This is a genomic window from Streptomyces sp. NPDC048504, from assembly GCF_043200035.1.
Classification (GTDB): Bacteria; Actinomycetota; Actinomycetes; order Streptomycetales; family Streptomycetaceae; genus Streptomyces.
Genome location: NZ_JBICXA010000006.1, coordinates 278,739 through 300,872, shown reverse-complemented (window position 1 = coordinate 300,872; position 22,134 = coordinate 278,739). Strand labels below are relative to the sequence as shown.

The following is a 22,134-nucleotide window of genomic DNA, read 5'->3' as shown; positions in this document are numbered from 1 at the left end:
AATCCGCCCAGCGCGCCGAGCCCGTAGAGCCCATCGAGGTCGCGGAGCCCGCCGAACACGCTGAGGCCGCCGCGCCCAGCGAATCCTCAAGTTCCGCCGAGTCAACGGGATCCACAGACCCCACAGGGTCGGACGGACCCGGCGAGACCGCAAAGACCGGCGCCTCAACAGACCCCTCCGCACCCGGCGAGACCGCAGACTCCGCCGTGCCTGCCGAGACCACTGGCCCCGCTCACCCCGCAAAGTCAACCGCGCCCGGCGAGACCACTGAGTCTGCCGACCCCACCGACCAATCGTCCCAACTCCCCCTCCGCGCAGGCTGGTTCGGCTGGCGTCGCCGTTACCCCCGCACCGCACGTGCCGTAGGGGTGGGTACGAGCGTGCTGGCCGGTGCGCTGCTGGTCGTCGCGCTGGTCGTGCCCGACCGGCTCGACCGGATGACGTTCCAGTCGTTCCTCCGGCTGCCCGTGGAGCTGATCGTGCTCGCGGTCGTGCTGCTGGCTCTGCCGTCGCGGGCCCGGCGGATCACCGCCGTCGTGCTGGGTGCGTTCGTCGGGCTGTCCACCGTCCTGAAGTGCCTCGACATGGGCTTCTACGAGACGCTGGCGCGGCCGTTCGACCTGGTCTTCGACTGGGTGTTGCTGAGCGACGCGGCGGACTGGATGAAGGACTCGTTCGGTCGCTCGGGCGAGGTGCTCGCGATCATCGGGGTGATCGTCCTGCTGATCGCCGTGCTCGCGGGCAGCGCGCTCGCGATGGTGCGGCTGGCGGATGTGATGGCCAAGCACCGCCCCATGGCCGTACGCACCACACTTGTCCTCGGTGTCGTGTGGATCATGTGCTTCACGCTGAGCGTGCAGGTCGGCGGTGTCACGCTCGCCACCAAGGGCTACAGCCAGTTCCTCAGCAACCGTGTGAAGTACGTCCGCGAGGGTCTCGGTGACGCCGACGTCTTCAAGAAGCAGCTCACCGTGGACGCCTTCGCGAAGACCCCGCCCAACCAGCTGCTGACCGGACTGCGCGGCAAGGACGTGCTGTTCACCTTCATCGAGAGCTACGGCCGGGTCGCGCTCGACGACCCGACGATGGCACCGGAGATGGACAAGACGCTCACGGCGGGCGACGCCCGACTCAAGGCGGCCGGATTCTCGTCGCGCAGCGCGTGGCTCAGGTCGCCCGTGACCGGCGCCGGCAGCTGGCTCGCCCACTCGACGTTCCTGTCCGGCCTGTGGGTCAAGAACCAGCAGCGGTACCGGACCGTGACGACGAGCACCCGCGCGACCCTCACCAGCTACTTCCAGAAGACCGGCGCCTGGCGCACGGTGGGCATCGTCCCCGGCGTGCGCAAGTCGTGGCCCGAGGGCAAGTACTTCGGCCTCGACAACATCTACGACTCCACGCACCTCGGCTACAACGGCCCGTACTTCAGCTGGACTCCGGTGCCTGACCAGTTCAGCCTGGAGTCCTTCGAGAAGCTGGAGTACGGCAAGAAGAACCGCGACCCGATCATGGCGGAGATCATCCTGGCCTCCAGCCACAACCCGTGGTCCCCCATCGCCCACACGATCCCCTGGAACCAGCTCGGCGACGGCACGATCTTCAACCAGATCAAGAAGGAGGGCACGAACCCGACGGAGGTCTGGAAGAGCGCGAAGCGCGTGCGGACCGAGTACCGCAAGGCCATCCAGTACTCCGTGGACAGCCTGACCCAGTGGGTCCAGCGCTACGGCAACAAGAACACCGTCCTCGTCTTCCTCGGCGACCACCAGCCCGTCCCGACGGTCACCGGTGGCACGACCGACCGGGACGTGCCGATCACCATCGTCGCCCACGACCCGAAGGTCCTCGACAAGATCTCCAGCTGGGGCTGGACGGACGGCCTCAAGCCGGCCGACAACGGACCGGTGTTGAGCATGGACAAGTTCCGGGACCGCTTCATGACGGCGTACGCGAAGTGACCTGCTCCCCCACCAGGAACCCTTCCACGACGGCGAGGTACTCCTCCGGCCGGTTCTCGTGCACGAGATGTCCGGCGTCCACCGTCACCAGCCGGGCGTCGGGGATCCGCTCGACGAGCACGGCGACCCGGTCCTGAGGAACCCCGCTGGTGGGACCACCCGCAATCGCCAGCGTGGGCATGGTGATCCGCCCCATGTGGTCCCACCACATGGGGTCAGGGTTGTTCGCTTGGGCATCGGTGGCCTCGATCATGGCCCAGTCGAACGGCAGCTCCCCCGCCGGTCGTTCGGTGGGCAGCCGTGGCGGGTCGAAGGCGATCGGCGCGGGCACGTCCTCCAGAACCAGCCGCCGTACGACGCCGGGCGCCTCCTGCGCGAGCAGATACGCGACGATGCCGCCGAGGGAGTGCCCGATGACGTCGACGCGTTCGATACCGAGGGCGGTGAGGAGAGCGAGTATGTCGTCCCGCATCGCCTCGTAGGCGTACGCCTCCGCCGTGGCGCCCGGTTCGGTACCGGGCCAGTCGCTGGTTCCGTGGCCGCGCAGGTCGGGGGCGTACACGCGGTACGGGACGGCGCCGGCGGCGAGCCGCTCGGCGATCGGCGTCCAGTCGGTGCCGTCGGCGCCCCGGCAGTGGAGCAGGAGGACGGGCAGCGCGTCTTCGGGGCCCCAGGCTCGGCAGGCGAGGGTGATGCCGTTCGCCTTGACGGCGCGGATCTCGGTGTCCATGCCGGGAACGTATCCGCTGGGCCGCCGGGTCATCCGCCTACTCTGCCGAGGGCAGAGCCCCGCCGCTCCCGTCGAGGAACGCGGTGACCCGACTCACGAACCACTCCGGATCGTCGAGCCACGGGTAGTGCCCGGCGCCCGGCTGGACCGTCGACTCCGCGTTGCGGAAGACGTCGGCGGCGCGGCCGGCGAGGTCGGGCCGGGGGCCGCCGTCCAGCTCGCCCGCGAGGACCAGGACGGGTGCGGGCAGGTCCGCGAGGGCGGCCCGGGTGGCGGGCGGGTCGAAGGCACCTTCCGAGAAGTACAGGTCGGCGGCCTCGTCGTTGCACTGATCGTCGGCGAGCGCGGAGTGCTTCTCGGCTACGGCATCCCAACGGCCGTAGAAGAAGGGCTCGAAGACCGGGTCGAAGTCCCGCGTGCCCGCGAGCCATGCCTCGAACGCCGGGTACGCGGCCTCGAACCACGGCTCGCCCTTCCGTAGCCGTGCGGCGGTGAGCCGGTCCTCGGGCGTGGCCGGCATGTCCAGTGCCCACGGGGTGGCGGTGATGAGGGTGAGCCGTGCGACTCGCTCGGGGTACCGGGCCGCGTACAGCATCGCGAGGCTGCCGCCCGCCGAGTGGGCGAGCAGATCCATATGGTCCAACCCCATGTGCGCACGCAACACTTCCACGTCGTCGACGAGTCGGTCGCAGCGGTACGACGTCCTGTCGGCCGGCACCGCGGAGTCGCCGGTGCCCCGGAGGTCGAGCAGGATCAGCCGACGGTGTGCGGCTAGTCCACCCAGGTCGCCGAGGTAGATGGAGGCGCGCATGGGCCCTCCGGGCAGGACGACCAGCGGCTCGCCCTCGCCCCGGACGTGGTAGGCGAGTTCGGTGCCGTCGGTGGCGGTGAGGGTCGGCATGCGACTGATCCTCACCGCCAACCGGGCCCTACCGCAAGGCAGTTCCGCAGGTCCTCCACCACCTCAAGCCCTCGATCTCCTCAGAGGGCGATGGGGCGGTAAGCCAGTGCCGCGTCGACGATCTGCTCGGCGGAGACGTCCGCGAGATCGGACGGCGGGTGGAAGACCAGGTCCGAGGCCGCGGGATGCGCCACGTTCGATGTGAAGAGCCGGAGGTAGTACTCGCTGTCCGTATCCCCGGCCAGGATCGTGCGGACGACTTCGACGAGTTCGTCGCGGGTGACGTCCGGCACGCGCGGGTACGCCGGGCGTGCGGCCTCCAGGGCGAACTCCTCCCCCGTCCGCGGCCGCGCGGTCGACGCCGTAGCAGAGGGTCTCGACCCGCTCTATGTCGCGGCTGAGTTCCTCAACTCACTCCGCGGACACGGACGGTGGCAACAGTTCCGGACGAAGATCCACGCGCCCGTCCTGCCGAGCGACGCGTCGAGAAAGTAGGGGCAGAGCTCTTGCCCCATGGGTGGCTGGCTGGATTACTGATCCCACACACGTCGACCGAATGATCGGTCGCCCGAAATGGCACGATTGACGAAGAGGTGCACCGATGGCGGACGCGGCGGAGCTGCTCGACTCGGGGGAACAGCTCGACCAATACGCGCTCAGGACACTGCAGTTGGCACGGCTACGGGCCTCCCTCCGGCACGCCTACGCGAACGTGCCCTTCTACCGTCGGTCCTTCGACTCGGCCGGAATCCACCCGGACGACTGCCGCGCGCTCTCCGACCTCGCCCTTTTCCCGTTCACCACCAAGCTGGACCTGCGTGACAACTACCCATACGGCATGTTCGCCGTCCCCGAGGACCGCATCCGCCGCATCCACGCGTCGAGCGGCACCACCGGACGCCCCACAGTGGTCGGCTACACAGAGAACGACCTTTCCATGTGGGCGGACGTGGTGGCCCGTTCCATCCGCGCCGCGGGCGGACGGCCCGGCGACAAGGTGCATGTGGCGTACGGCTATGGGCTGTTCACCGGTGGTCTGGGCGCTCACTATGGTGCCGAACGACTGGGTTGTACGGTCATCCCCGCGTCCGGCGGTATGACGGCCCGCCAGGTGCAGATCATCCAGGACTTCAAGCCCGAGATCATCATGGTGACCCCGTCCTACATGCTCACGCTCCTCGACGAGTTCGAGCGGCAAGGGGTGGACCCGCGCGGGACCTCTCTGCGGGTCGGCATCTTCGGGGCGGAGCCCTGGACCGAGCAGATGCGGCTGGAGATCGAGAAGCGGTTCGCGATCGACGCGGTCGACATCTACGGGCTGTCGGAGGTGATCGGTCCGGGCGTCGCGCAGGAGTGCGTGGAGACGAAGGACGGGCTGCACATCTGGGAGGACCACTTCTTCCCGGAGGTCGTCGACCCGATCTCCGGTGAAGTCCTGCCCGAGGGCGAGAAGGGCGAGTTGGTGTTCACCTCGCTCACCAAGGAGGCCATGCCGGTGGTCCGTTACCGCACCCGGGACCTGACCCGCCTCCTTCCCGGCACGGCCCGACCCGCTTTCCGGCGCATGGAGAAGGTCACCGGCCGCAGTGACGACATGGTGATCCTGCGCGGGGTGAATCTCTTCCCCACCCAGATCGAGGAGATCGTCCTGCGCACCCCGGGCGTCGCACCCCACTTCCAGCTCCGACTCACCCGTGAGGGCCGCCTCGACGCCCTCACCGTACGGGCCGAGGCACGCCCCGGCGCCGACCCCGAAACCCGGGACGCGGCGGCCCGCGCCATCACCACGGCCGTGAAGGACGGCATCGGCGTCTCCGTCGCGGTCGAGATCGTGGAACCCGAGTCGTTGGAGCGCAGCGTGGGCAAGATCCGGCGCATCGTGGACCTGCGGACTCCCTGAGGCGGCTCTCCCAGCCGAAGGCCCCGTCGTCGACTCTCCCAGCCCAAGTCACCGCCCGATAGCCGCAGTTACCCCAGCCTCAGCAGTTCCGCCAGATTCCCGCCCAGCACCCGGTCACGCACCTCGCCCGGGGGCGTGACCCGTTCCGCCGTCGTGCGCGCGACGACCGGATCTCCGTAGGGCGCGTCCGAGCCGAAGAACGTGCGGGTGGGAAGTTCGTGGATGGCGAGGCGGACGGCGAAGACGATGGTCGCGGTGGAGAGTTCGAGGTGGAGGTTGGGGGTGGCGCGGGCCAGTTCGATGGCCGACATCCAGTGGGCTCCGGCGAGTTGGCTGATCACCAGCGGCACCTTCGGGTAGCGGGCGGCCAGGTGGGCGAGTGTGCGCACGTCCGCCGCGGTCGTGGGGGCGGCGCCGTGGACGACCACGGGGAGGCCGGTGTGGTCGTGGGCCGCGCGGAGCACCGGTTCGACGAGGGCCGCCCGGTCCGGGGGCGGGGTGAGTTCCCCGATGCCGTACAGCCCGCGGCCGGTCACGTCGCGCTCCACCCGGGCCGCGATCTCGGCGTCGGGGCGGCCGAGGGGGACGGAGCCGAAGCCGAGGAAGCGGTCGGGGTGTTCGGCGAGGGCCTCGTCCAACTCCCGTAGCGCCAGGGTGAATCCGTCGTCGCCGGAACCGCCGGCCAACGCCCTTTCCAGGGCGCCCATTTCGTGGTGGAGGGAGTCGAGGTCGGTGGCCCTTTCCGGGTGTGCGCGGGTGGGGAACAGGACTGTGCGGTGCACGCCCGCGGCGTAGAGCGCCGACAGATGGGCGTCGATCGGGTCGTGGACATGGCTGTGGGCGTCGAGAATCATGCGTGTCTCCCTGAGGGCCGACCGCCCGGCGGAATGCGGGCGGCGGGAGCCAGTGTTGAGCCCTGACACCGTTGGAAGGTCAAGCCGGAAAGGGGTGCGTGCCCGTGCTGATCGGGGAGCTGGCCGAGCGGACGGGAACCAGCGAGCGACTGCTGCGCTACTACGAACGGGCGGGGCTGCTACGACCCGAGCGACTGCCCAACGGCTATAGGGAGTACGCCGATTCGGACACCGCCGCCGTACTCCGCATCCGCGCGCTCCTCGCCGCCGGGCTGCCCACGCGGGTCATCCGGCACGTACTGCCCTGCACCACGGACGAGGCCGCCGTACAGCCCTGCCCAGGTGTACTCGACGCCCTGCGCCTCCAGTTGAGGGATCTCGACCGCCGCGCCGCCGAACTCGCCGCGGCCCGTGAGGTGTTGCGGGACACCATCGCGGGAGCGGAGGCTCGCACGGCCCCGGCACCCGACCCGGCCCCGATTCCGGGGTGAGGACGCTCGGGCTCGCGGCTGAGAACGCTCAGTCCCCCAACCGCTCCCGCAACTCCCGCTTGAGGATCTTCCCACTGGCGTTGCGCGGCAGCTCGTCCACGAACACGACCCGCTTCGGCGCCTTGAAGTGGGGGAGCTTCTCCCGTGCGTGGTCGATGAGTTGGGCCTCGGTGACCTCGCCGCGCGGGACGACGACCGCGGTGACGGCCTCGATCCAGCGGTCGTCGGGGAGGCCGATCACCGCGACCTCGGCGACGCCCTCGTGGGTGTAGAGCGCGTCCTCGACCTGGCGTGAAGCGACCAGTACGCCACCGGAGTTGATGACGTCCTTCACCCGGTCGACGACGGTGAAGAAGCCGTGGGCGTCCCGTACCGCGAGGTCGCCGGAGTGGAACCAGCCGTCGCGGAAGGCCGCGGCGGTCTCCTCGGGCTTGTCCCAGTAGCCCTCGCACAACTGCGGTGAGCGGTAGACGACTTCGCCAGGTGTGCCGTCGGGTACGTCCTTGCCGTCCTCGTCGACCACGCGTGCATCCACGAAGAGGACGGGACGGCCGCAGGAATCCAGTCGGCCCTTGTGCTCGTCGGGGCCCAGGACGGTGGCCAGCGGACCGATCTCGCTCTGCCCGAAACAGTTGTAGAAGGCCAGCTTGGGGAGCCGCTCGCGCAGCCGCTCCAGGACGGGCACCGGCATGATCGACGCGCCGTAGTACGCCTTGCGCAGCCCGCTCAGGTCACGGGTCGCGAAGTCGGGCCGGTTCGCGAGGCCGATCCACACGGTGGGCGGGGCGAACAGGCTGTCCACGCGCCCGGCCTCGATCAGGTCGAAGAGCCGGTCGCCGTCGGGCGCGTCGAGGATGATGTTCGTGGCCCCGACGGCAAGGTACGGCAGCAGGAACACATGCAGCTGCGCCGAGTGGTACAGCGGCAGCGAGTGCGCTGGCCGGTCCCCCGCGCTCAGGTCCAGAGCGGTGATCGCGCTCAAGTACTCGTGCACCAGGGCCCGGTGAGTCATCATCGCGCCCTTGGGCAGCGCGGTCGTACCCGAGGTGTAGAGCAACTGCACCAGGTCGTCGGTGCGCGGCTCGGGCCCGTCGTACGGCACCGCGGACGCCAGCCGGTCCAGCAGGGAGCCGTCCGCGTCCCGCAGCGGCAACGTCCGTACGCCGTCAGGGAGTTGACCGGCGAGGTCCGGGTCGGTGAGCACCAGCGTGCTGCCGGACTGGCCGACGATGTACGCGAGGTCGTCGCCGGTGAGGTTCTGGTTGACCGGCACGTGCACGAGGCCCGCGCGGGCACAGGCGAGGAAGCCGATCAGATAGGCGTCCGAGTTGTGGCCGTAGGAGCCGACCCGGTCGCCCGGCGCGAGGCCCTGGTCGAGGAGCACGCTCGCCGCGCGGGAGACGGCGTCGTCGAGTTCCTCGTACGTCCAGGAGCGCTCGCCGTAGTCAACCGCCACGCGTGCGGGAGTGCGCCGGGCACTGCGTCGCAGTACCCCGTCAACCGTGCTGCCGTGTCCGGTCGTCATGACACATGATCCTCGGGCCGCCACCCGGGCAGGTCAAGCGGGCTGGTCGAGGGGGCGGGTAGGCCCGCCCCACATGGGCCGAGACCACATGAGGCGGGACCACATGGGTCCGGACCACACCCTTCCCCCTCCAAGTGCCCAGGCACTCACACAGGCCGCGTCCGCCCCTCCCAGTACGGATCCCGCAGCCGCCGCTTGTACAGCTTGCCGTTGGGGTCGCGGGGCATCTCGGTGATGAAGTCGATGCTCTTGGGCCGTTTGTAGCCGGCGAGTTGCTCGGCGCAGTGGTCGAGGAGGGCGGTGGCGAGGGCCGGTCCTGGCTCGTGGCCGGGGGACGGTTCGACGACGGCCTTGACCTCCTCGCCCCACTCGTCGTGCGGGATGCCGAAGGCCGCGGCGTCTGCGACGGCGGGATGGGCGAGGAGCGCGGACTCGATCTCGGCCGGGTAGATGTTGACGCCACCCGAGATGATCATGTCGATCTTGCGGTCGCGGAGGAAGAGGTAACCGTCCTCGTCGAGGAAGCCGAGGTCGCCGACGGTGAAGAAGTCGCCGATGCGGTTCTTCTTCGTCTTGGCCTCGTCCTTGTGATAGGCGAAGCCGCCGGTGCTCATCTTCATGTACACGGTGCCGAGTTCACCGGGCGGGAGCCGGTTGCCGTCGTCGTCGAAGACCGCGAGTTCGCTGATGGGCCAGGCCTTGCCGACCGTACCGGGCTTCTTCAGCCAGTCCTCGGCGGTCGCGAAGGCACCGCCGCCCTCGCTGGCCGCGTAGTACTCCTCCACACAGTCGCCCCACCACTCGATCATCGCCCGCTTCACATGGTCGGGGCACGGGGCGGCGCCGTGGATGGCGTGCCGCATGGACGAGACGTCGTAGCGCGCCCGTATGTCCTCCGGGAGGGCGAGGAGGCGGTGGAACTGGGTGGGGACCATGTGGGTGTGGGTGCACTTCTCGCGGTCGATGAGGCGGAGCATCTCCTCCGGGGTCCACTTGTCCATCAGGACCAGGCGGTGCCCGATGTGCAGGCTCGCGCCCGCGAACTGGAGGACAGCCGTGTGGTAGAGCGGCGAGCAGACCAGGTGCACGTTGTCGTCGAACGGCTTGATGCCGAAGATGCCGAGAAATCCGCCGAGGTACGCCGACTCGGGCGGCCTGCCCGGCAGCGGGCGGCGGATGCCGCGGGGGCGGCCGGTGGTGCCCGAGGTGTAGTTCATGACCCAGCCGAGCGTGCGGTCCGCAGGCGCCGACTCCGCTTGTCCGTCTAGGAGTTCAGCGTACGGCCGGAAGCTTTCGACCGTGCCGACCGCGTACCGGTGGGTGGCCGGGAGGCCGGCCTCGTCGGCGGCCTGGCGGGCGGGCTCGGCGAACCGCTCGTGCGCGATGAGCACCTTGGCGCCGGAGTCGGCGACGATCCAGGCGATCTCCGGTGCGACGAAGTGGTGGTTGACGGGGACGAGGTAGAACCCGGCCTGGGTGGCGGCCAGATGGGCCGTGAAGAACTCGACGCCATTGGGCAGGACGACGGCGAAGGCATCGCCGCGTTCGAGTCCGGCGGCGCGCAGACCGTGGACGAGCTGGTTGGCGGCGGCGTGCAGTCGGCCCGCCGTCCACACCTCGCCGTCGGGCGCGACGAGGACCTCACGGTCGGGGTCCTGAGCCGCCTGGGCCCAGAAGCCGGTGGGAGGTGTGCTCACACCCTGTGTGGCAGCGCCCTGTGTGGCAGCGCCCTGTGTCGTCTCCCCCTGTGTGGCCGCCCCACGTGTGGTCTCGCCCTGTGTGTCCGCACCACCTGTGGTGGCACCCCTTGCGCCTACGCCCTCTGTGCCTGCGCCCTGTGTGCTCACGACTGGCCGCTCCTTCCGGCGATGCGGTTGATGCGGTCGACGGCGTGCTCGAAGCCGCGGGTGAGGTCGTCGAAGACGGCCTGGACACTGCGTTCGCTGTTCATCCGGCCGACGATCTGGCCGACGGGGGTGCCGAGCAGCGGTTCGACCTCGTACTTCTGGATGCGCGAGACGGCCTCGGCGACCAGCAGACCCTGGAGCGGCATGGGGAGGGTGCCCGGGCCGTCCGGGTTGTCCCAGGCGTCGGTCCACTCGGTGCGCAGTTGGCGGGCCGGTTTCCCGGTCAGGGCGCGGGAGCGGACGGTGTCGCCGGACCCTGCGGCCAGCAGTTTGCGGGTCACGCCGGCCGAATGCATATCGGCTTCCGTGGTGGTCAGCCATATGGAGCCCAGCCACACACCCTGGGCGCCGAGGCTGAGCGCGGCGGCCACCTGCTGTCCGCTGCCGATGCCGCCCGCGGCGAGGACCGGCAACGGGTCGACGGCGTCGACGACTTCGGGCGTGAGCACCATGGTCGCGATCTCACCCGTGTGGCCGCCCGCCTCGTAGCCCTGGGCCACGACGATGTCGATGCCGCCCTCCGCGTGCTTGCGGGCGTGCCGGGCGCTGCCCGCGAGCGCGGCGACGAGCACGTTCCGGTCGTGGGCGCGGGCGACGACGTCGGCGGGCGGGGAGCCGAGGGCGTTGGCGAGCAGCTTGATCGGGTAGTCGAAGGCGACGTCGAGCTGGGTGCGGGCGACCTGTTCCATCCACCCGGTGATGCGCCAGCCGGACACCTCGCCCTCGGCGAGTTCGGGCACGCCGTACTTGGCCAGGGTCTCGGTGACGAACTGCCGGTGCCCTTCCGGGATCATCGCTTCTACCTCGGCCTCGGTGACGCCCTCCACTTTCTTCGCCGGCATGACGACGTCCAGGCCGTACGGCATCCCGTTGACGTGCGCCTCCAGCCAGTCGAGGTCGCGCTTGAGGTCGTCGGGGGCGGTGTAGCGGACCGCGCCGAGCACTCCGAATCCGCCGGCCCGGCTGATGGCCGCGGCGACGGCGGGGAACGGCGTGAAGCCGAAAATGGCGTGCTCGACTCCCAGTTTCTTGCTCAACTCCGTCTGCATGGGCGCAGAATGCCGCAGTCCTCCGGACGACGGAAGGCCTTTTCTGATGCTCCGTCAGATTTTCTCGACGGCTAGGCCGGTCGCGCCGTCAGCACGGGCTGGTAGAAGCCGCCGCCCTGCGGTTCGTGCCAACTGACGTCCGTGAAGCCCGCGTCGGCCACCGCGGCCCTCAACTGGCCGCGGGCCAGGGCCCAGGAGGTGACACGGCGTACCCGCACCTCCCAACCGTCGCCCACGGGCAGGAGCTGGAAGAACTCCTGGTCGTACCGCTCGCCGTCCTCGTGCCAGTGCCACAACTGGAAGGTGATCGCGCGGCCTCCGGCAGTGGTCGACAGCTGGGGAGGCGTCGACGTGGGCCGGGTGGCCCGGAGCTCGTCGTAGTCCCGGATGCTGATCATCAGGAACCCGTCGTCGCGCAGGACCCGCCGCATGCCGGCCAGAGTCGTACCGACGTCGTCGGCGGTGAGCAGATGCGCGAGGGAGTTGTCGGCACAGACCACGACGTCGAACACGGCGGCCCGGAAGGGCAGCGCCCGCATGTCCGCCACGGTCACCGGAAGGCGGACACCCCGGGCCGCGGCCTCGACGGCGGCCCGCGCGACAGCGGCCGGGCTCAGATCACTCCCGATCACCCGGTGTCCGACGCCCGCCAGCCCGATCGACTGTGTGCCGATCCCACATGAACAGTCCAGTACCTGGTGTGGCCCCGCACCCAATCGAGCCCGGACGACTCCGTCCAGGGCCGCCGCCTGGCGGGCCATGCTCGCGTCCCAGTCCGGGAAGATCAGGTGGTAGTCGGCGGCGAGCGCGTCGTAGAAATCCCGGACGGAGGACATCACTCCCCCGCCTCCAGCACCGCCATCGCCGCGTTGTGCCCCGGCACCCCGCTCACGCCGCCGCCCCGCACCGCGCCCGCCCCGCACAGCAGGACGTTCGGGTGCCGGGTCTCGACGCCCCAGCGGCCGGTGTCGTCCTGGGCGTAGGGCCAGGTCAGTTCGCGGTGGAAGATGTTGCCGCCGGGCAGTCTGAGGTCGCGTTCCAGGTCGAGGGGGGTCTTCGCCTCGATGCAGGGGCGGCCGTCCGCGTCGGTGGCCAGGCAGTCGGCGAGGGGTTCGGCGAGGTGGTTGTCCAACTGGGCCAGCGTCGCCTTCAACAGTTCGTCGCGTACGGCGTCGTTGTCCCTTTCGAACAGCCGCGCCGGTGTGTGCAGGCCGAAGAGCGTGAGGGTCTGGTAGCCGTCCTCGACGAGGTCCCGCCCGAGGATGCTCGGGTCGGTGAGCGAGTGGCAGTAGATCTCCGAGGGCGGTGCGGCGGGCAGCGAACCGGACGCGGCCTGGGCGTGTGCGGCGGCCAGTTGGTCGTAGCCCTCGGCGATGTGGAAGGTGCCGGTGAAGGCCTCGCGCGGGTCGACCGAGGTGTCGCGGAGTCTGGGCAGCCGCTTGAGCAGCATGTTCACCTTGAGCTGGGCGCCCTCGGCGGGCGCGGGCGGCTCGTCGCCGGTGAGGGCGGCCAGTTGCTGCGGCGAGGCGCCGACGAGGACGTGCCGGGCGGCTACGGTTCCCTCCCCCTCGGCGGTGCGGTAGGTGATCTCGGCGGCGCGTCCGTCCGTGTCGATCCGTACGGCCTCGTGCCCGGTGGCGAGTACGGCGCCGGCCTCGCGCGCGGTGGTGGCGAGGGCGTCGGTCAGGGCGCCCATGCCGCCGACGGGGACGTCCCAGGCGCCGGTTCCGCCGCCGATGACGTGGTAGAGGAAGCAGCGGTTCTGGGCGAGCGTTGGGTCGTGGGCGTCGGCGAAGGTGCCGATGAGGGCGTCGGTGAGGACGACGCCCCGGACCAGGTCGTCGGTGAAGTTCTCCTCGATCGCGACGCCGATCGGCTCCTCGAAGAGCATCCGCCAGGCGTCCTCGTCGTCCACGCGGCGGCGCAGTTCGTCGCGGGTGGGCAGCGGTTCGGTGAGCGTGGGGAAGACCCGCTGAGCGAGGCGGCCGGTCATGCCGTAGAGCCGCTGCCAGGCCGCGTACTCGCGGTCGCCGCCGGTCAGCCGGGCGAAGGCGTCGCGGGTGCGGCGCTCGCCGCCGCCGACGAGGAGGCCGGTGGGGCGTCCGCCGCGTTCGACGGGGGTGTACGACGAGATGGTGCGGCCGCGGATACGGAAGTCGAGGCCGAGGTCCCGCACGATCTTCTTGGGCAGCAGGCTGACCAGGTACGAGTACCGGGACAGCCGTGCGTCGACCCCGGCGAACGGCCGCGTCGACACGGCCGCGCCACCGGTGCCGTCCAGGCGTTCCAGGACGAGCACGGAGCGCCCGGCCCGGGCCAGGTAGGCGGCGGCGACCAGGCCGTTGTGGCCGCCGCCGACGATGACGGCGTCGTACGTCCGGTGTCCGGGTCCCTCGTGTGCAGGCATGGTTCTTCGTAACACGAGGTGATCTAGGTCGGCCAGGGGTGGGCAGGGTGAGGGGCGAGTTGGTTGTGCGTCCTTGGGTTGTTTCGCGGGTGGCGCGCCGTGGGGGCTGGGGTCGCGCAGTTCCCCGCGCCCCCTTTGGGGCGTTCGCCCTTGGGGGTTGGCCTGCGGGACAGCCGGAGGCAGACGCGGCCGGAGTGGGCGGCGCTGCTCTCAGTGGCCGCCCGGTGCCCGCCCCTGCCGAAGTACCGCCACCCGGCGGTACAGCTCGACCGCCTCGGCGTTGCGGCCGAGTTGTTCCAGGCAGTGGGCCTCGTCGTTGCGGCTGGCGAGGGTGTCGGGGTGGTCCGGGCCCAGGACGCGCTCGCGGGCGGCGGCGACACGGCGGTACTCGGTGAGGGCGTCGGCCCAGCGGCCCAGCCAGCCGAGGCCTACGGCGACCTCGCGGCGGCTGACCAGGGTGTCGGTGTGGTCGGCGCCGAGGACGCGCTCGCGGATGGCGCACACGTCGCGGGATTCGGCGAGGGCCTCCTCCCAGCGGCCGAGGCGCCCGAGGTTGACGCCGAGGCCGTGGCGGGCGCGGAGGGTCTCGGGGTGGGCGGGGCCGTGGACGCGGGTGCGGTCGTCGATCAGGTCGCGGTAGAGCTTGAGGGCGTCGGCGCTGCGGCCGAGCCGGCCGAGGCTGATGCCGATCTCGTAGCGGGCGGCGAGGGTGTCCGCGTGGTCGGGGCCGAGTGCCTGGGCGCGTGCCTCGGCGACCTCGCCGTAGGTCTGGAGGGCCTCGGGCCAGCGACCCAACTGGCCCAGCGCGTACGCCACTTCGTAACGGGTGACCAGAGTGTCGGGGTGTGCGGGACCCAACACGCGGGCGCGGGCGGCAGCGACCTCGCAGGCCATGCGGTACGAGTCCTCCAGGCGGCCGAGCCGGCTGAGGTTGAAGGCGAGGTTGTGACGGCAGCGCAGGGTGTCCGGGTGGTCGGGGCCCATGGTGCGTTCCCGGGCGGCGAGTACGGACGTGTACACCTGGTGTGCGTCGAAGTGGCGGCCCAACTGGCCCAGCACGTACGCCATTTCCTGCCGGGCGGCGAGTGTGTCGGCGTGGTCGGCGCCCAACGCCCGTTCCCTGGCACGGGCGACGTGCGTGTACTCGTGCAGGGCGTCGGCGGCGCGGCCGGTGCGGCTGAGGGTGAAGCCGAGTTCGTAGCGGCTGGCGAGGGTGTCGGGGTGGTCCGGGCCCAGCAGGTGCCGGCGTTCGGCGGCGACCGCGCGGTGCACCTCGCCGGCCTCCGCCCAGCGGCCCAACCTCCCAAGACTGAGGCCCGCGTTGTGACGTCCGGCCAGGGCGTCGAGGGTCTCCGGGGACGGCGCGGAGGGCGACTCTGGCGCGGGTTCCTCGGCATGGCCGGTGGTCGGTCGGGCGATCCACTCGCCGGTGAGTCCGGCTCCGGCGTCCGGCGGGGTGGTGCGCAGACCGGCACCGGTCGCCTTGTGTCCGGTGGTCATCCCGCGCGTCCAGGACGGCAGGCGCGCTTCACGGGAGACCGGCTCGGACGCCGGTTCCGACACCGCTTCGGACGGACGCAGTTGAGGCTGCGGGGTCACAACGGTCGGTACGTACAAGGGTGTCGTACGGCCCATCATGATCCGGCGCCCCAACTCCCGCGCATCGTGAGGACGTTGTTCAGGGAGCTTGGCCAGCAGGTCGAGGATGACCTTCTCCAGGTACTCGGGCACTTCGGCACGCTCGGCGCGCGGCGGGCGGGGCGGTGTGTCGCGGTGGCCGATGAGGATCGCCCAGGCGTCACCGAGGTCGAACGGCGGTGCCCCGGTGGCGAGTTCGTACAGCACGCAGCCGAAGGAGTAGAGGTCGCTGCGCTGGTCGACCTCCGAGCCGCTGATCTGTTCCGGCGACATGTAGTGCGGGGTGCCCATCGCGATGCCCGTACCGGTGAGCCGGGAGGTGAACCCGATGTCGGCGCCGAGACGGGCGATGCCGAAGTCGCAGATCTTCACCGTGCCGTCGGTCAGCCGCATGATGTTCGCGGGCTTCAAGTCCCGGTGCACGATGCCCTGTTGGTGGCAGTAGGCGAGGGCGGAGGCGACCTGCTCGGCGATGTCGACGACGTCACCGACGGGCAACGGCCGCTGCTCGTTGTCCTCCAGGAGCTGGCTGAGATTGCGGCCGTCGAGCAGTTCCATCACGAGGTAGAGGACGCCGTCGGACTCGCCGAAGTCGTGGACGACGGTCACCCCGCGGTGCTGCAACGCGGCGGCCACCCGGGCCTCCCGCCGGAACCGCTCGCGCAGGACACGGGTGAACGACTGGTCGTGGTGCGGGTTCAGCGGCTTGAGGCACTTCACGGCGACATGCCGCCCCAGCGACTCGTCCCGCGCGCGCCACACCTCGCCCATGCCGCCGCGCCCGATCAGTTCGAGCAGGCGGTAGCGACCCTGGATCAGTCTGCTGTCCCCCATCTCCCGCCTTCGCCCCCGTCAGTGTTCGTCCCGCCCTCCCCTGGCTCGTCCAGTATGGCGAGCGATCGTCCGACTTTGTACGGGGGTGTGCGCGAGCCGCCCCGAGCCGTGACACGGCACACAGGATGCGCCCGAGCGGGTGTGGCCGACACACATGTGCGGGAACGCAGTGCAACAGGGTGCCTGTGGCGCGCAGTTGCCGGGGGACCGTGGCGGGTACGGGGGCCGACTTGTCGCGGCCCGGGGATCGGTCCGCCGTAGGGCTGATGGACGTACTACGGCAGGAAGGCGTACGACGAGTGCGCCACGCGCCGCCGGAGCGCCTCGCGCGCTGGGACGGGAAGGGGTGCGCCGGCGACGGCTAAGCGGGGCACCGAGAGCTAACGCCGCACCCTCGGCATCCCGAGCCCGATCCACGAGATGATCTCCCGCTGGATCTCGTTGTTGCCGCCGCCGAAGGTGAAGATCACGGCGGAGCGGTAGCCGCGCTCCAGCTCACCGTGCAGGACGACGCCCGCCGAGCCCTCCTTCAGCGCGCCGGCCGCGGCGACGATCTCCATGAGCCAGGCGTACGCGTCGCGGCGGGCCTCGGAACCGTAGACCTTGACGGCGGAGGCGTCCTGGGGGGTGAGGGTGCCTTCCTGGACGGCGTTCACCATCTGCCAGTTGAGGAGTTTCATCGCGTCGAGCCGCGCGTAGGTACGGGCGAGGAGGCGGCGGACCCAGGGGAGGTCGACGACGCGGCGGCCGTCGGCGAGTTTGGTCTCCATGGCCCAGTGCTGGACGTCGTGCAGGGCACGGATCGCCATGGTGCCGTGGGCGGCGAGGGTGACGCGCTCGTGGTTGAGCTGGTTGGTGATCAGGCGCCAGCCCTGGTTCTCATTGCCGACGCGGCGGGTGACGGGGACGCGGATGTTCTCGTAGTAGCTCGCCGTGGTGTCGTGCGAGGCGAGGGTGTTGATCACCGTGCAGGAGTAGCCGGGGTCGGCGGTCGGGACCAGGAGCATGGTGATGCCCTTGTGCGGCGGGGCGTCGGGGTCGGTGCGGACGGCGAGCCAGACCCAGTCGGCGGTGTCGCCGTTCGTCGTCCAGATCTTCTGGCCGTCGACGACGTACTCGTCGCCGTCCCGTACGGCCCGCGTCTTCAAGGCGGCCAGGTCCGTGCCGGCCTCGGGCTCGCTGTAGCCGATCGCGAAGTCGATCTCGCCGGCGAGGATCTTGGGGAGGAAGTACGCCTTCTGCTCGTCGGTGCCGAACTGCATGATCGTCGGGCCGACGGTGTTCAGGGCCATCAGCGGCAGCGGTACGCCGGCCTGCGCGGCCTCGTCGAAGAAGATGAACTGCTCCATCGGCGTCAGCCCGCGCCCGCCGTACTCCTCGGGCCAGCCGACACCGAGCCAGCCGTCCGTGCCGAGCCGACGGATGGTCTCGCGGTAGAAGCGCTTCTGGGCGGCCGGGTCGTCGTAGCGCGAGTAGGCGTGGTCGGGCACCAACTCGGCGAAGTAGGCGCGCAGTTCGGTGCGCAGCCGCTGCTGCTCGGGCGTGTATTCGAGATGCACGGCGCCTCCAGGCTCCCCAAGGCCGGTCCTGACGGCGCACACCGTAGAACGTGTTCCAGAAATAGGGAATGGCGAGGCCGCAATGCCCCTGAAGTGGGCGTGAACGCGGCTCAGTTCAGCGTCGCCATGAACTCCGTGCACGCCCGCGCGCAGTCCCGGCACGTCTCCGCGTCCGCCTCGGCGCCCGGCTGCGCGTCGAGGACCTGCGCGCACTCCAGGCAGACGAGCAGGCACCACTTGGCCTGGAGGCGCAGGGCGGACTCGTCCTGGAGGTTCTGTTCGGCCAGCATCCGGCAGGTCGCGTCGCACACCTCAGCGCACAGCAGCGCCTTGCGTCGTACGAGTGCCTCGTGGTCGGTGGCGTCCGGATCGGAGCGGCTGACGCGCAGCACACAGGCCCGCGCACACTCGGTGCAGGCCTGTGCGCAGGCGAAGCGGTCCTCCAGAAACCGGACGAGCTCCTGTTGCGTGGTCATGGCTGTCACACGGTCCGGGTTGCCGCTGCCGTCCGGCGCAAACCCGGCAGAGCAGGCATCCGGGGTGCGCGCTCCCCCGCCGGTCAGTACGGTGCTGTCCAGGTGTTCGACCTTGAACACGAGGAACCGCGCACGTGACCGAGGGGTTGAGGCAGCATGGCCGGCAAGAAGGCGACGAAGCTGCCGCGCGCGAAGTACGAGACCGAACTGCTGCGCCTGCAGACGGAGTTGGTGAAGCTCCAGGAGTGGGTGCGGGCCGAGGGCACCCGCCTGGTCGTGGTCTTCGAGGGCCGGGACGCGGCGGGCAAGGGCGGCACCATCAAGCGCGTCTCCGAGCACCTCAACCCGCGTGTCGCCCGGATCGCCGCGCTGCCGAAGCCCACCGACCGCCAGCGCACCCAGTGGTACTTCCAGCGCTACGTCGAGCATCTGCCGGCCGCCGGCGAGATCGTCCTGTTCGACCGCAGCTGGTACAACCGGGCCGGCGTCGAGCACGTGATGGGCTTCTGCACCAAGGAGGAGTACCAGCTCTTCCTGCGCCAGTGCCCCATCTTCGAGCGGATGCTCGTGGAGGACGGGATCGTGCTGCGCAAGTACTGGTTCTCGGTGAGCGACGACGTCCAGGAGGAGCGCTTCCGCCGCCGGCTGGACGATCCGCTGCGTCGCTGGAAGCTGTCGCCGATGGACCTGGAGTCCCTCACCCACTGGGAGGCCTACTCCCGGGCGAAGGACGAGATGCTGGTGCACACCGACATCTCGGAGGCCCCCTGGTACGTCGTCGAGAGCGACGACAAGCGCCGGGCCCGCCTGAACATGATCGCCCACCTCCTCGGCTCCCTCCCCTACCGCGAGGTGTCGCCCCCGGTCCTCGAACTCCCGCCCCGCCCGCCGTCCACCGGCTACGAGCGCCCGCCGCGCGACCTGCAGACCTTCGTCCCGGACCACGCGGCGAGCCTCTGAGCCGGTCGGGTCGAGGAGCACCATGTCCCCCAGCCCGGGCGGACGCGTCCTGAAGTGGCGGCGCCTGACGCCCGGAATCGCCGCGCTGGCCGGATACCGGCGCGCGTGGCTGCGCGGCGATCTGCTGGCCGGTGTCACGGTGGCCGCGTACCTCGTACCGCAGGTGATGGCGTACGCCGGGGTGGCCGGCCTCCCGCCGGTCGCCGGACTGTGGGCGATCCTGCCCGCGCTCGCCCTGTACGCCGTACTGGGCTCGTCCCGGCTGCTCTCGGTCGGCCCCGAATCGACGACCGCGCTGATGACGGCGACGGTCGTAGGTCCGCTCGCCGCGGGCGACCCGGCCCGCTATGCCACCCTCGCCGCCGCCCTCGCGGTCACGGTCGGCCTGTTGTGCCTCGCCGCATGGGCGGTACGGCTCGGCTTCCTAGCCCATCTCCTCTCCCGCCCGGTGCTGATCGGCTACTTGGCGGGCGTGGCCCTGATCATGATCGTGGACCAACTCCCCAAGCTCACCGGGGTGTCGACGACGGGCTCGGCGTTCTTCCCCCAACTCTGGTCGTTCCTACGGCACTTGGGCCAACTCCACACGCCCACACTCCTGTTCGCCGCCGTCACGCTCGCGTTCCTGTTCACGGTGGCGCGCGTGTCCCGGATGGTGCCCGGCCCGCTGCTGGCCGTGGTGCTGGCCACGGCGGCCGTGGCCGTCCTCGACCTCGACGACCGCTACGGCATCAAGGTGATCGGCCACGTCCCGGCGGGACTTCCCACGATCGGCCTGCCCGACCTCACCCAACTCCCCCACCTGGTGCTGCCCGCACTCGGCGTCCTGCTCGTCGCCTACACGGACTTCATCCTCACCGCCCGCGCCTTCACCGGCGGCGAGGAGGACGACGGCCCCGGCCTGGACGCCGACCAGGAGTTCCTGGCACTGGGCGCGGCCAATCTCGGCGCCGGTGTCCTCCACGGCTTCCCGGTGAGCAGCAGCGCCAGCCGCACCGCGCTGGCCTCCTCGGCGGGCGCCCGCAGTCAGGCGTACTCGCTGATCGCCGGAGCGCTCGTCCTCTCGGTCCTCCTCTTCCTGAGCCCTCTGCTCACCCGCACCCCCTCGGCGGTCCTCGGCGCCCTCGTCGTCTACGCGGCCGTCCGCATGATCGACCTCACCGGTTTCCACCGCCTGGCCGCCTTCCGCCGCCGCGAACTCCTCCTGGCCCTGGGCTGTTTGACCGGAGTGCTGACCCTGGACATCCTCTACGGCGTGATCGTCGCCGTGGGCCTGTCGGTTGCCGAACTCCTCACCCGGGTGGCCCGTCCGCACGACGCCGTCGAGGGCCTGGTCCCCGGGGTGGCCGGCATGCACGACGTGGACGACTATCCACAGGCCCGCACGATCCCCGGGCTGCTCGTCTACCGCTACGACTCACCGCTCTTCTTCGCCAACGCGGAGAACTTCCGCCGCCGCGCCCTGGCCGCCGTAGCCCAACAGGCCGTCCCTGTCCGCTGGTTCGTCCTCAACGCTGAGGCCAATGTCGAGGTCGACATCACCGCCCTGGACGCGGTCGACGAACTCCGCCGCGAACTCACCCACCGGGGCGTCGTGTTCGCCCTCGCCCGGGTCAAACAGGACCTCCTCACCGACCTGGAGGCGTACGGCCTGGTGGACTCGGTCGGCACGGACCACATCTTCCCGACCCTGCCCACGGCTGTGGCCGCGTATCGGGAGTGGAGCGGTGGGCCTGGTGAGGGGTCGGGCGGTTGACGTCGCCGTAGGCGGAGCCCCGGCCGCTGTTGAAGGCAACGGCAGAACCACCAACCCCGGCATCTAGGTCACATTGCCGATGCCACCGCAAAAGCGCTCCTCATAGGGTCCATGGCATGCCACACCGATGAAGCCGCCCGTGCGCGGCTGAGCCCGCCGACCGAGCCGAACTCCTGACGGCAACCTGTTCAGTTGGCGCCCGCCGCCCTCGCACAGCAGCTCAGCGGCGAGCACTTCGTCAGACCTGTTCCCCCCCATCCCCATGCCTGAGGAGTCCCATGAGTTCCGATGTTTCCCGCCGGCGGGTACTGGCCGCCGGAGCGGCTCTGGCCGGGTCGGCGGCGCTGATCGCCGGCGCAGAAGGAGCGGCCGGCGCGGCGACGGCCACACCTGGCAACGGTGAGGAGAAGTCCAAGGTGAAGCCCACGATCGTCCTGGTGCATGGCGGGTACGCCGATTCGTCCTGCTGGAACGCCACCATCGGGGAGTTGCAGGACAAGGGCTACACCACGGTCTGCGCGGCGAACCCGTTGCGGGGCATTCCGACCGACGCCCCGTACGTCGCGAGTCTGCTGGACTCCATCAGCGGACCGGTCGTGCTGGTCGCGCACTCCATGGGCGGCACGGTCATCACGAATGCCGCCGCCGGGAAGTCCAACGTCAAGGCGTTGGTCTACATCGCGGCGTTCGTGCCCGACGTCGGCGAGACGCAGGGCGAGCTCATCACCAAGTTCCCGGGCAGCGAGGTCGGGCCGGTGAGCGTGCCGGTCCCGTACACGAAGGCCGACGGCACGACCGGAACCGACTTGTACCTGAGCAAGGACGGCCAGGCGGCCTTCGCCGCCGACATCTCCGCCGCCGACTTCCGGGTCCTGCAGGCGACGCAGCGGCCGTTCGACGCCGATTCGTTCGTCTTCCCGACCACGGCCGCGGCCTGGAAGACGATCCCGTCGTGGGGCCTGGTCGCCGGCCAGGACAAGGCGATCCCGCCGGCGTGCGAGCGCTGGATGTACAGCCGTGCGAACGCGCGCAAGGTCGTCGAAGTACCGCGCTCGTCCCACGTCGCGATGATCAGCCACCCCAAGATCGTCGCCAACCTCATCAGCGACGCCGCCAAGGCGGTCGGCTGACACTCGCGACGAGTGCCCCGGTCCACCATCAGGGACCGGGGCGCGCTGCCACCCCCTGC

General features: G+C 70.5%; 17 protein-coding genes and 1 pseudogene. 6 read left to right on the top strand and 12 right to left on the bottom strand.

Features of this window, described 5'->3' with window-relative positions:
• The first annotated feature begins 206 nt into the window (after positions 1 to 206).
• Complete coding sequence (locus tag ACGFY9_RS17420) at positions 207 to 1,958, top strand: sulfatase (RefSeq protein WP_393755274.1); 1,752 nt, start codon at positions 207 to 209, stop codon at positions 1,956 to 1,958.
• On the opposite strand, the pseudogene ACGFY9_RS17415 reads toward ACGFY9_RS17420, so the two are convergent.
• From ACGFY9_RS17415 to ACGFY9_RS17405, 3 genes and pseudogenes are all read right to left on the bottom strand, one after another.
• A pseudogene (locus ACGFY9_RS17415) lies at positions 1,936 to 2,688 on the bottom strand (alpha/beta fold hydrolase); the annotation flags it as partial. The gene ACGFY9_RS17420 and the pseudogene ACGFY9_RS17415 overlap by 23 nt on opposite strands.
• 37 nt (positions 2,689 to 2,725) lie before the next feature.
• Positions 2,726 to 3,589 carry an alpha/beta fold hydrolase gene (locus ACGFY9_RS17410; protein ID WP_393754975.1) on the bottom strand — a complete coding sequence of 288 codons (864 nt, stop codon included), beginning with the start codon at positions 3,587 to 3,589 and terminating at the stop codon, positions 2,726 to 2,728.
• Between the two features lie 80 nt (positions 3,590 to 3,669).
• The gene (locus ACGFY9_RS17405; RefSeq protein ID WP_393754973.1) at positions 3,670 to 3,882 is read right to left on the bottom strand and encodes a hypothetical protein; all 213 of its coding nucleotides are present in this window, start codon (positions 3,880 to 3,882) and stop codon (positions 3,670 to 3,672) included.
• Positions 3,883 to 4,190: 308 nt separating this feature from the next.
• On the opposite strand from ACGFY9_RS17405, the gene paaK reads away from it, so the two are divergent.
• Positions 4,191 to 5,489: a phenylacetate--CoA ligase PaaK gene (paaK, locus tag ACGFY9_RS17400; RefSeq protein ID WP_393754972.1), complete on the top strand. Its 1,299-nt coding sequence runs from the start codon at positions 4,191 to 4,193 to the stop codon at positions 5,487 to 5,489.
• Positions 5,490 to 5,557: 68 nt separating this feature from the next.
• Here paaK and ACGFY9_RS17395 read toward each other — a convergent pair whose 3' ends face one another.
• The gene (locus ACGFY9_RS17395) at positions 5,558 to 6,343 is read right to left on the bottom strand and encodes an amidohydrolase family protein (protein ID WP_393754971.1); all 786 of its coding nucleotides are present in this window, start codon (positions 6,341 to 6,343) and stop codon (positions 5,558 to 5,560) included.
• Positions 6,344 to 6,441: 98 nt separating this feature from the next.
• Between ACGFY9_RS17395 and ACGFY9_RS17390 the strand changes: the two genes are divergently transcribed.
• Positions 6,442 to 6,834 (top strand): MerR family transcriptional regulator, encoded by a 393-nt coding sequence (locus tag ACGFY9_RS17390; RefSeq protein WP_393754969.1) that lies wholly within the window; start codon positions 6,442 to 6,444, stop codon positions 6,832 to 6,834.
• Positions 6,835 to 6,862: 28 nt separating this feature from the next.
• Here the strand turns inward: ACGFY9_RS17390 and ACGFY9_RS17385 are convergent, their stop codons facing one another.
• The 8 genes from ACGFY9_RS17385 to ACGFY9_RS17350 all read right to left on the bottom strand — a co-directional run bounded on the left by ACGFY9_RS17385 (position 6,863) and on the right by ACGFY9_RS17350 (position 18,229).
• Entirely contained in the window at positions 6,863 to 8,359 is a 1,497-nt protein-coding gene (locus ACGFY9_RS17385) for an acyl-CoA synthetase (protein ID WP_393754968.1), read from the bottom strand.
• A gap of 146 nt (positions 8,360 to 8,505) precedes the next feature.
• Positions 8,506 to 10,056, bottom strand: coding sequence for an acyl-CoA synthetase (locus tag ACGFY9_RS17380; RefSeq protein WP_393754967.1), 1,551 nt, complete (start codon positions 10,054 to 10,056; stop codon positions 8,506 to 8,508).
• 146 nt (positions 10,057 to 10,202) lie between these two features.
• Complete coding sequence (locus tag ACGFY9_RS17375) at positions 10,203 to 11,315, bottom strand: nitronate monooxygenase (protein WP_393754965.1); 1,113 nt, start codon at positions 11,313 to 11,315, stop codon at positions 10,203 to 10,205.
• A 71-nt stretch (positions 11,316 to 11,386) separates the two neighbouring features.
• The gene (locus tag ACGFY9_RS17370; protein ID WP_393754964.1) at positions 11,387 to 12,151 is read right to left on the bottom strand and encodes a class I SAM-dependent methyltransferase; all 765 of its coding nucleotides are present in this window, start codon (positions 12,149 to 12,151) and stop codon (positions 11,387 to 11,389) included.
• Positions 12,151 to 13,722 carry a phytoene desaturase family protein gene (locus ACGFY9_RS17365; RefSeq protein WP_393754963.1) on the bottom strand — a complete coding sequence of 524 codons (1,572 nt, stop codon included), beginning with the start codon at positions 13,720 to 13,722 and terminating at the stop codon, positions 12,151 to 12,153. Before ACGFY9_RS17365 ends, ACGFY9_RS17370 begins: the two co-directional genes overlap by 1 nt.
• A gap of 210 nt (positions 13,723 to 13,932) precedes the next feature.
• On the bottom strand, positions 13,933 to 16,194 hold the full coding sequence (locus ACGFY9_RS17360) for a tetratricopeptide repeat protein (RefSeq protein WP_393754961.1): 2,262 nt from the start codon (positions 16,192 to 16,194) through the stop codon (positions 13,933 to 13,935).
• 380 nt (positions 16,195 to 16,574) lie between these two features.
• On the bottom strand, positions 16,575 to 17,753 hold the full coding sequence (locus ACGFY9_RS17355) for an acyl-CoA dehydrogenase family protein (RefSeq protein ID WP_393754960.1): 1,179 nt from the start codon (positions 17,751 to 17,753) through the stop codon (positions 16,575 to 16,577).
• 110 nt (positions 17,754 to 17,863) lie between these two features.
• On the bottom strand, positions 17,864 to 18,229 hold the full coding sequence (locus ACGFY9_RS17350) for a ferredoxin (RefSeq protein WP_393754959.1): 366 nt from the start codon (positions 18,227 to 18,229) through the stop codon (positions 17,864 to 17,866).
• Between the two features lie 156 nt (positions 18,230 to 18,385).
• On the opposite strand from ACGFY9_RS17350, the gene ppk2 reads away from it, so the two are divergent.
• From ppk2 to ACGFY9_RS17335, 3 genes are all read left to right on the top strand, one after another.
• Entirely contained in the window at positions 18,386 to 19,189 is an 804-nt protein-coding gene (ppk2, locus tag ACGFY9_RS17345) for a polyphosphate kinase 2 (protein ID WP_393754957.1), read from the top strand.
• 22 nt (positions 19,190 to 19,211) lie between these two features.
• Complete coding sequence (locus ACGFY9_RS17340; protein WP_393754956.1) at positions 19,212 to 20,945, top strand: SulP family inorganic anion transporter; 1,734 nt, start codon at positions 19,212 to 19,214, stop codon at positions 20,943 to 20,945.
• Between the two features lie 278 nt (positions 20,946 to 21,223).
• Positions 21,224 to 22,075 (top strand): alpha/beta hydrolase, encoded by an 852-nt coding sequence (locus tag ACGFY9_RS17335; RefSeq protein ID WP_393754954.1) that lies wholly within the window; start codon positions 21,224 to 21,226, stop codon positions 22,073 to 22,075.
• Positions 22,076 to 22,134: the final 59 nt, after the last annotated feature.

Coding starts and splice junctions, on each gene's coding strand:
- ACGFY9_RS17410 (WP_393754975.1), bottom strand. CDS start 3,589: ATGCCGACCCTCACCGCCACCGACGGCACCGAACTCGCCTACCACGTC.
- paaK (WP_393754972.1), top strand. CDS start 4,191: ATGGCGGACGCGGCGGAGCTGCTCGACTCGGGGGAACAGCTCGACCAA.
- ACGFY9_RS17395 (WP_393754971.1), bottom strand. CDS start 6,343: ATGATTCTCGACGCCCACAGCCATGTCCACGACCCGATCGACGCCCAT.
- ACGFY9_RS17385 (WP_393754968.1), bottom strand. CDS start 8,359: ATGACGACCGGACACGGCAGCACGGTTGACGGGGTACTGCGACGCAGT.
- ACGFY9_RS17375 (WP_393754965.1), bottom strand. CDS start 11,315: ATGCAGACGGAGTTGAGCAAGAAACTGGGAGTCGAGCACGCCATTTTC.
- ACGFY9_RS17370 (WP_393754964.1), bottom strand. CDS start 12,151: ATGTCCTCCGTCCGGGATTTCTACGACGCGCTCGCCGCCGACTACCAC.
- ACGFY9_RS17365 (WP_393754963.1), bottom strand. CDS start 13,722: ATGCCTGCACACGAGGGACCCGGACACCGGACGTACGACGCCGTCATC.
- ACGFY9_RS17360 (WP_393754961.1), bottom strand. CDS start 16,194: ATGGGGGACAGCAGACTGATCCAGGGTCGCTACCGCCTGCTCGAACTG.
- ACGFY9_RS17350 (WP_393754959.1), bottom strand. CDS start 18,229: ATGACCACGCAACAGGAGCTCGTCCGGTTTCTGGAGGACCGCTTCGCC.
- ppk2 (WP_393754957.1), top strand. CDS start 18,386: ATGGCCGGCAAGAAGGCGACGAAGCTGCCGCGCGCGAAGTACGAGACC.
- ACGFY9_RS17340 (WP_393754956.1), top strand. CDS start 19,212: ATGTCCCCCAGCCCGGGCGGACGCGTCCTGAAGTGGCGGCGCCTGACG.
- ACGFY9_RS17335 (WP_393754954.1), top strand. CDS start 21,224: ATGAGTTCCGATGTTTCCCGCCGGCGGGTACTGGCCGCCGGAGCGGCT.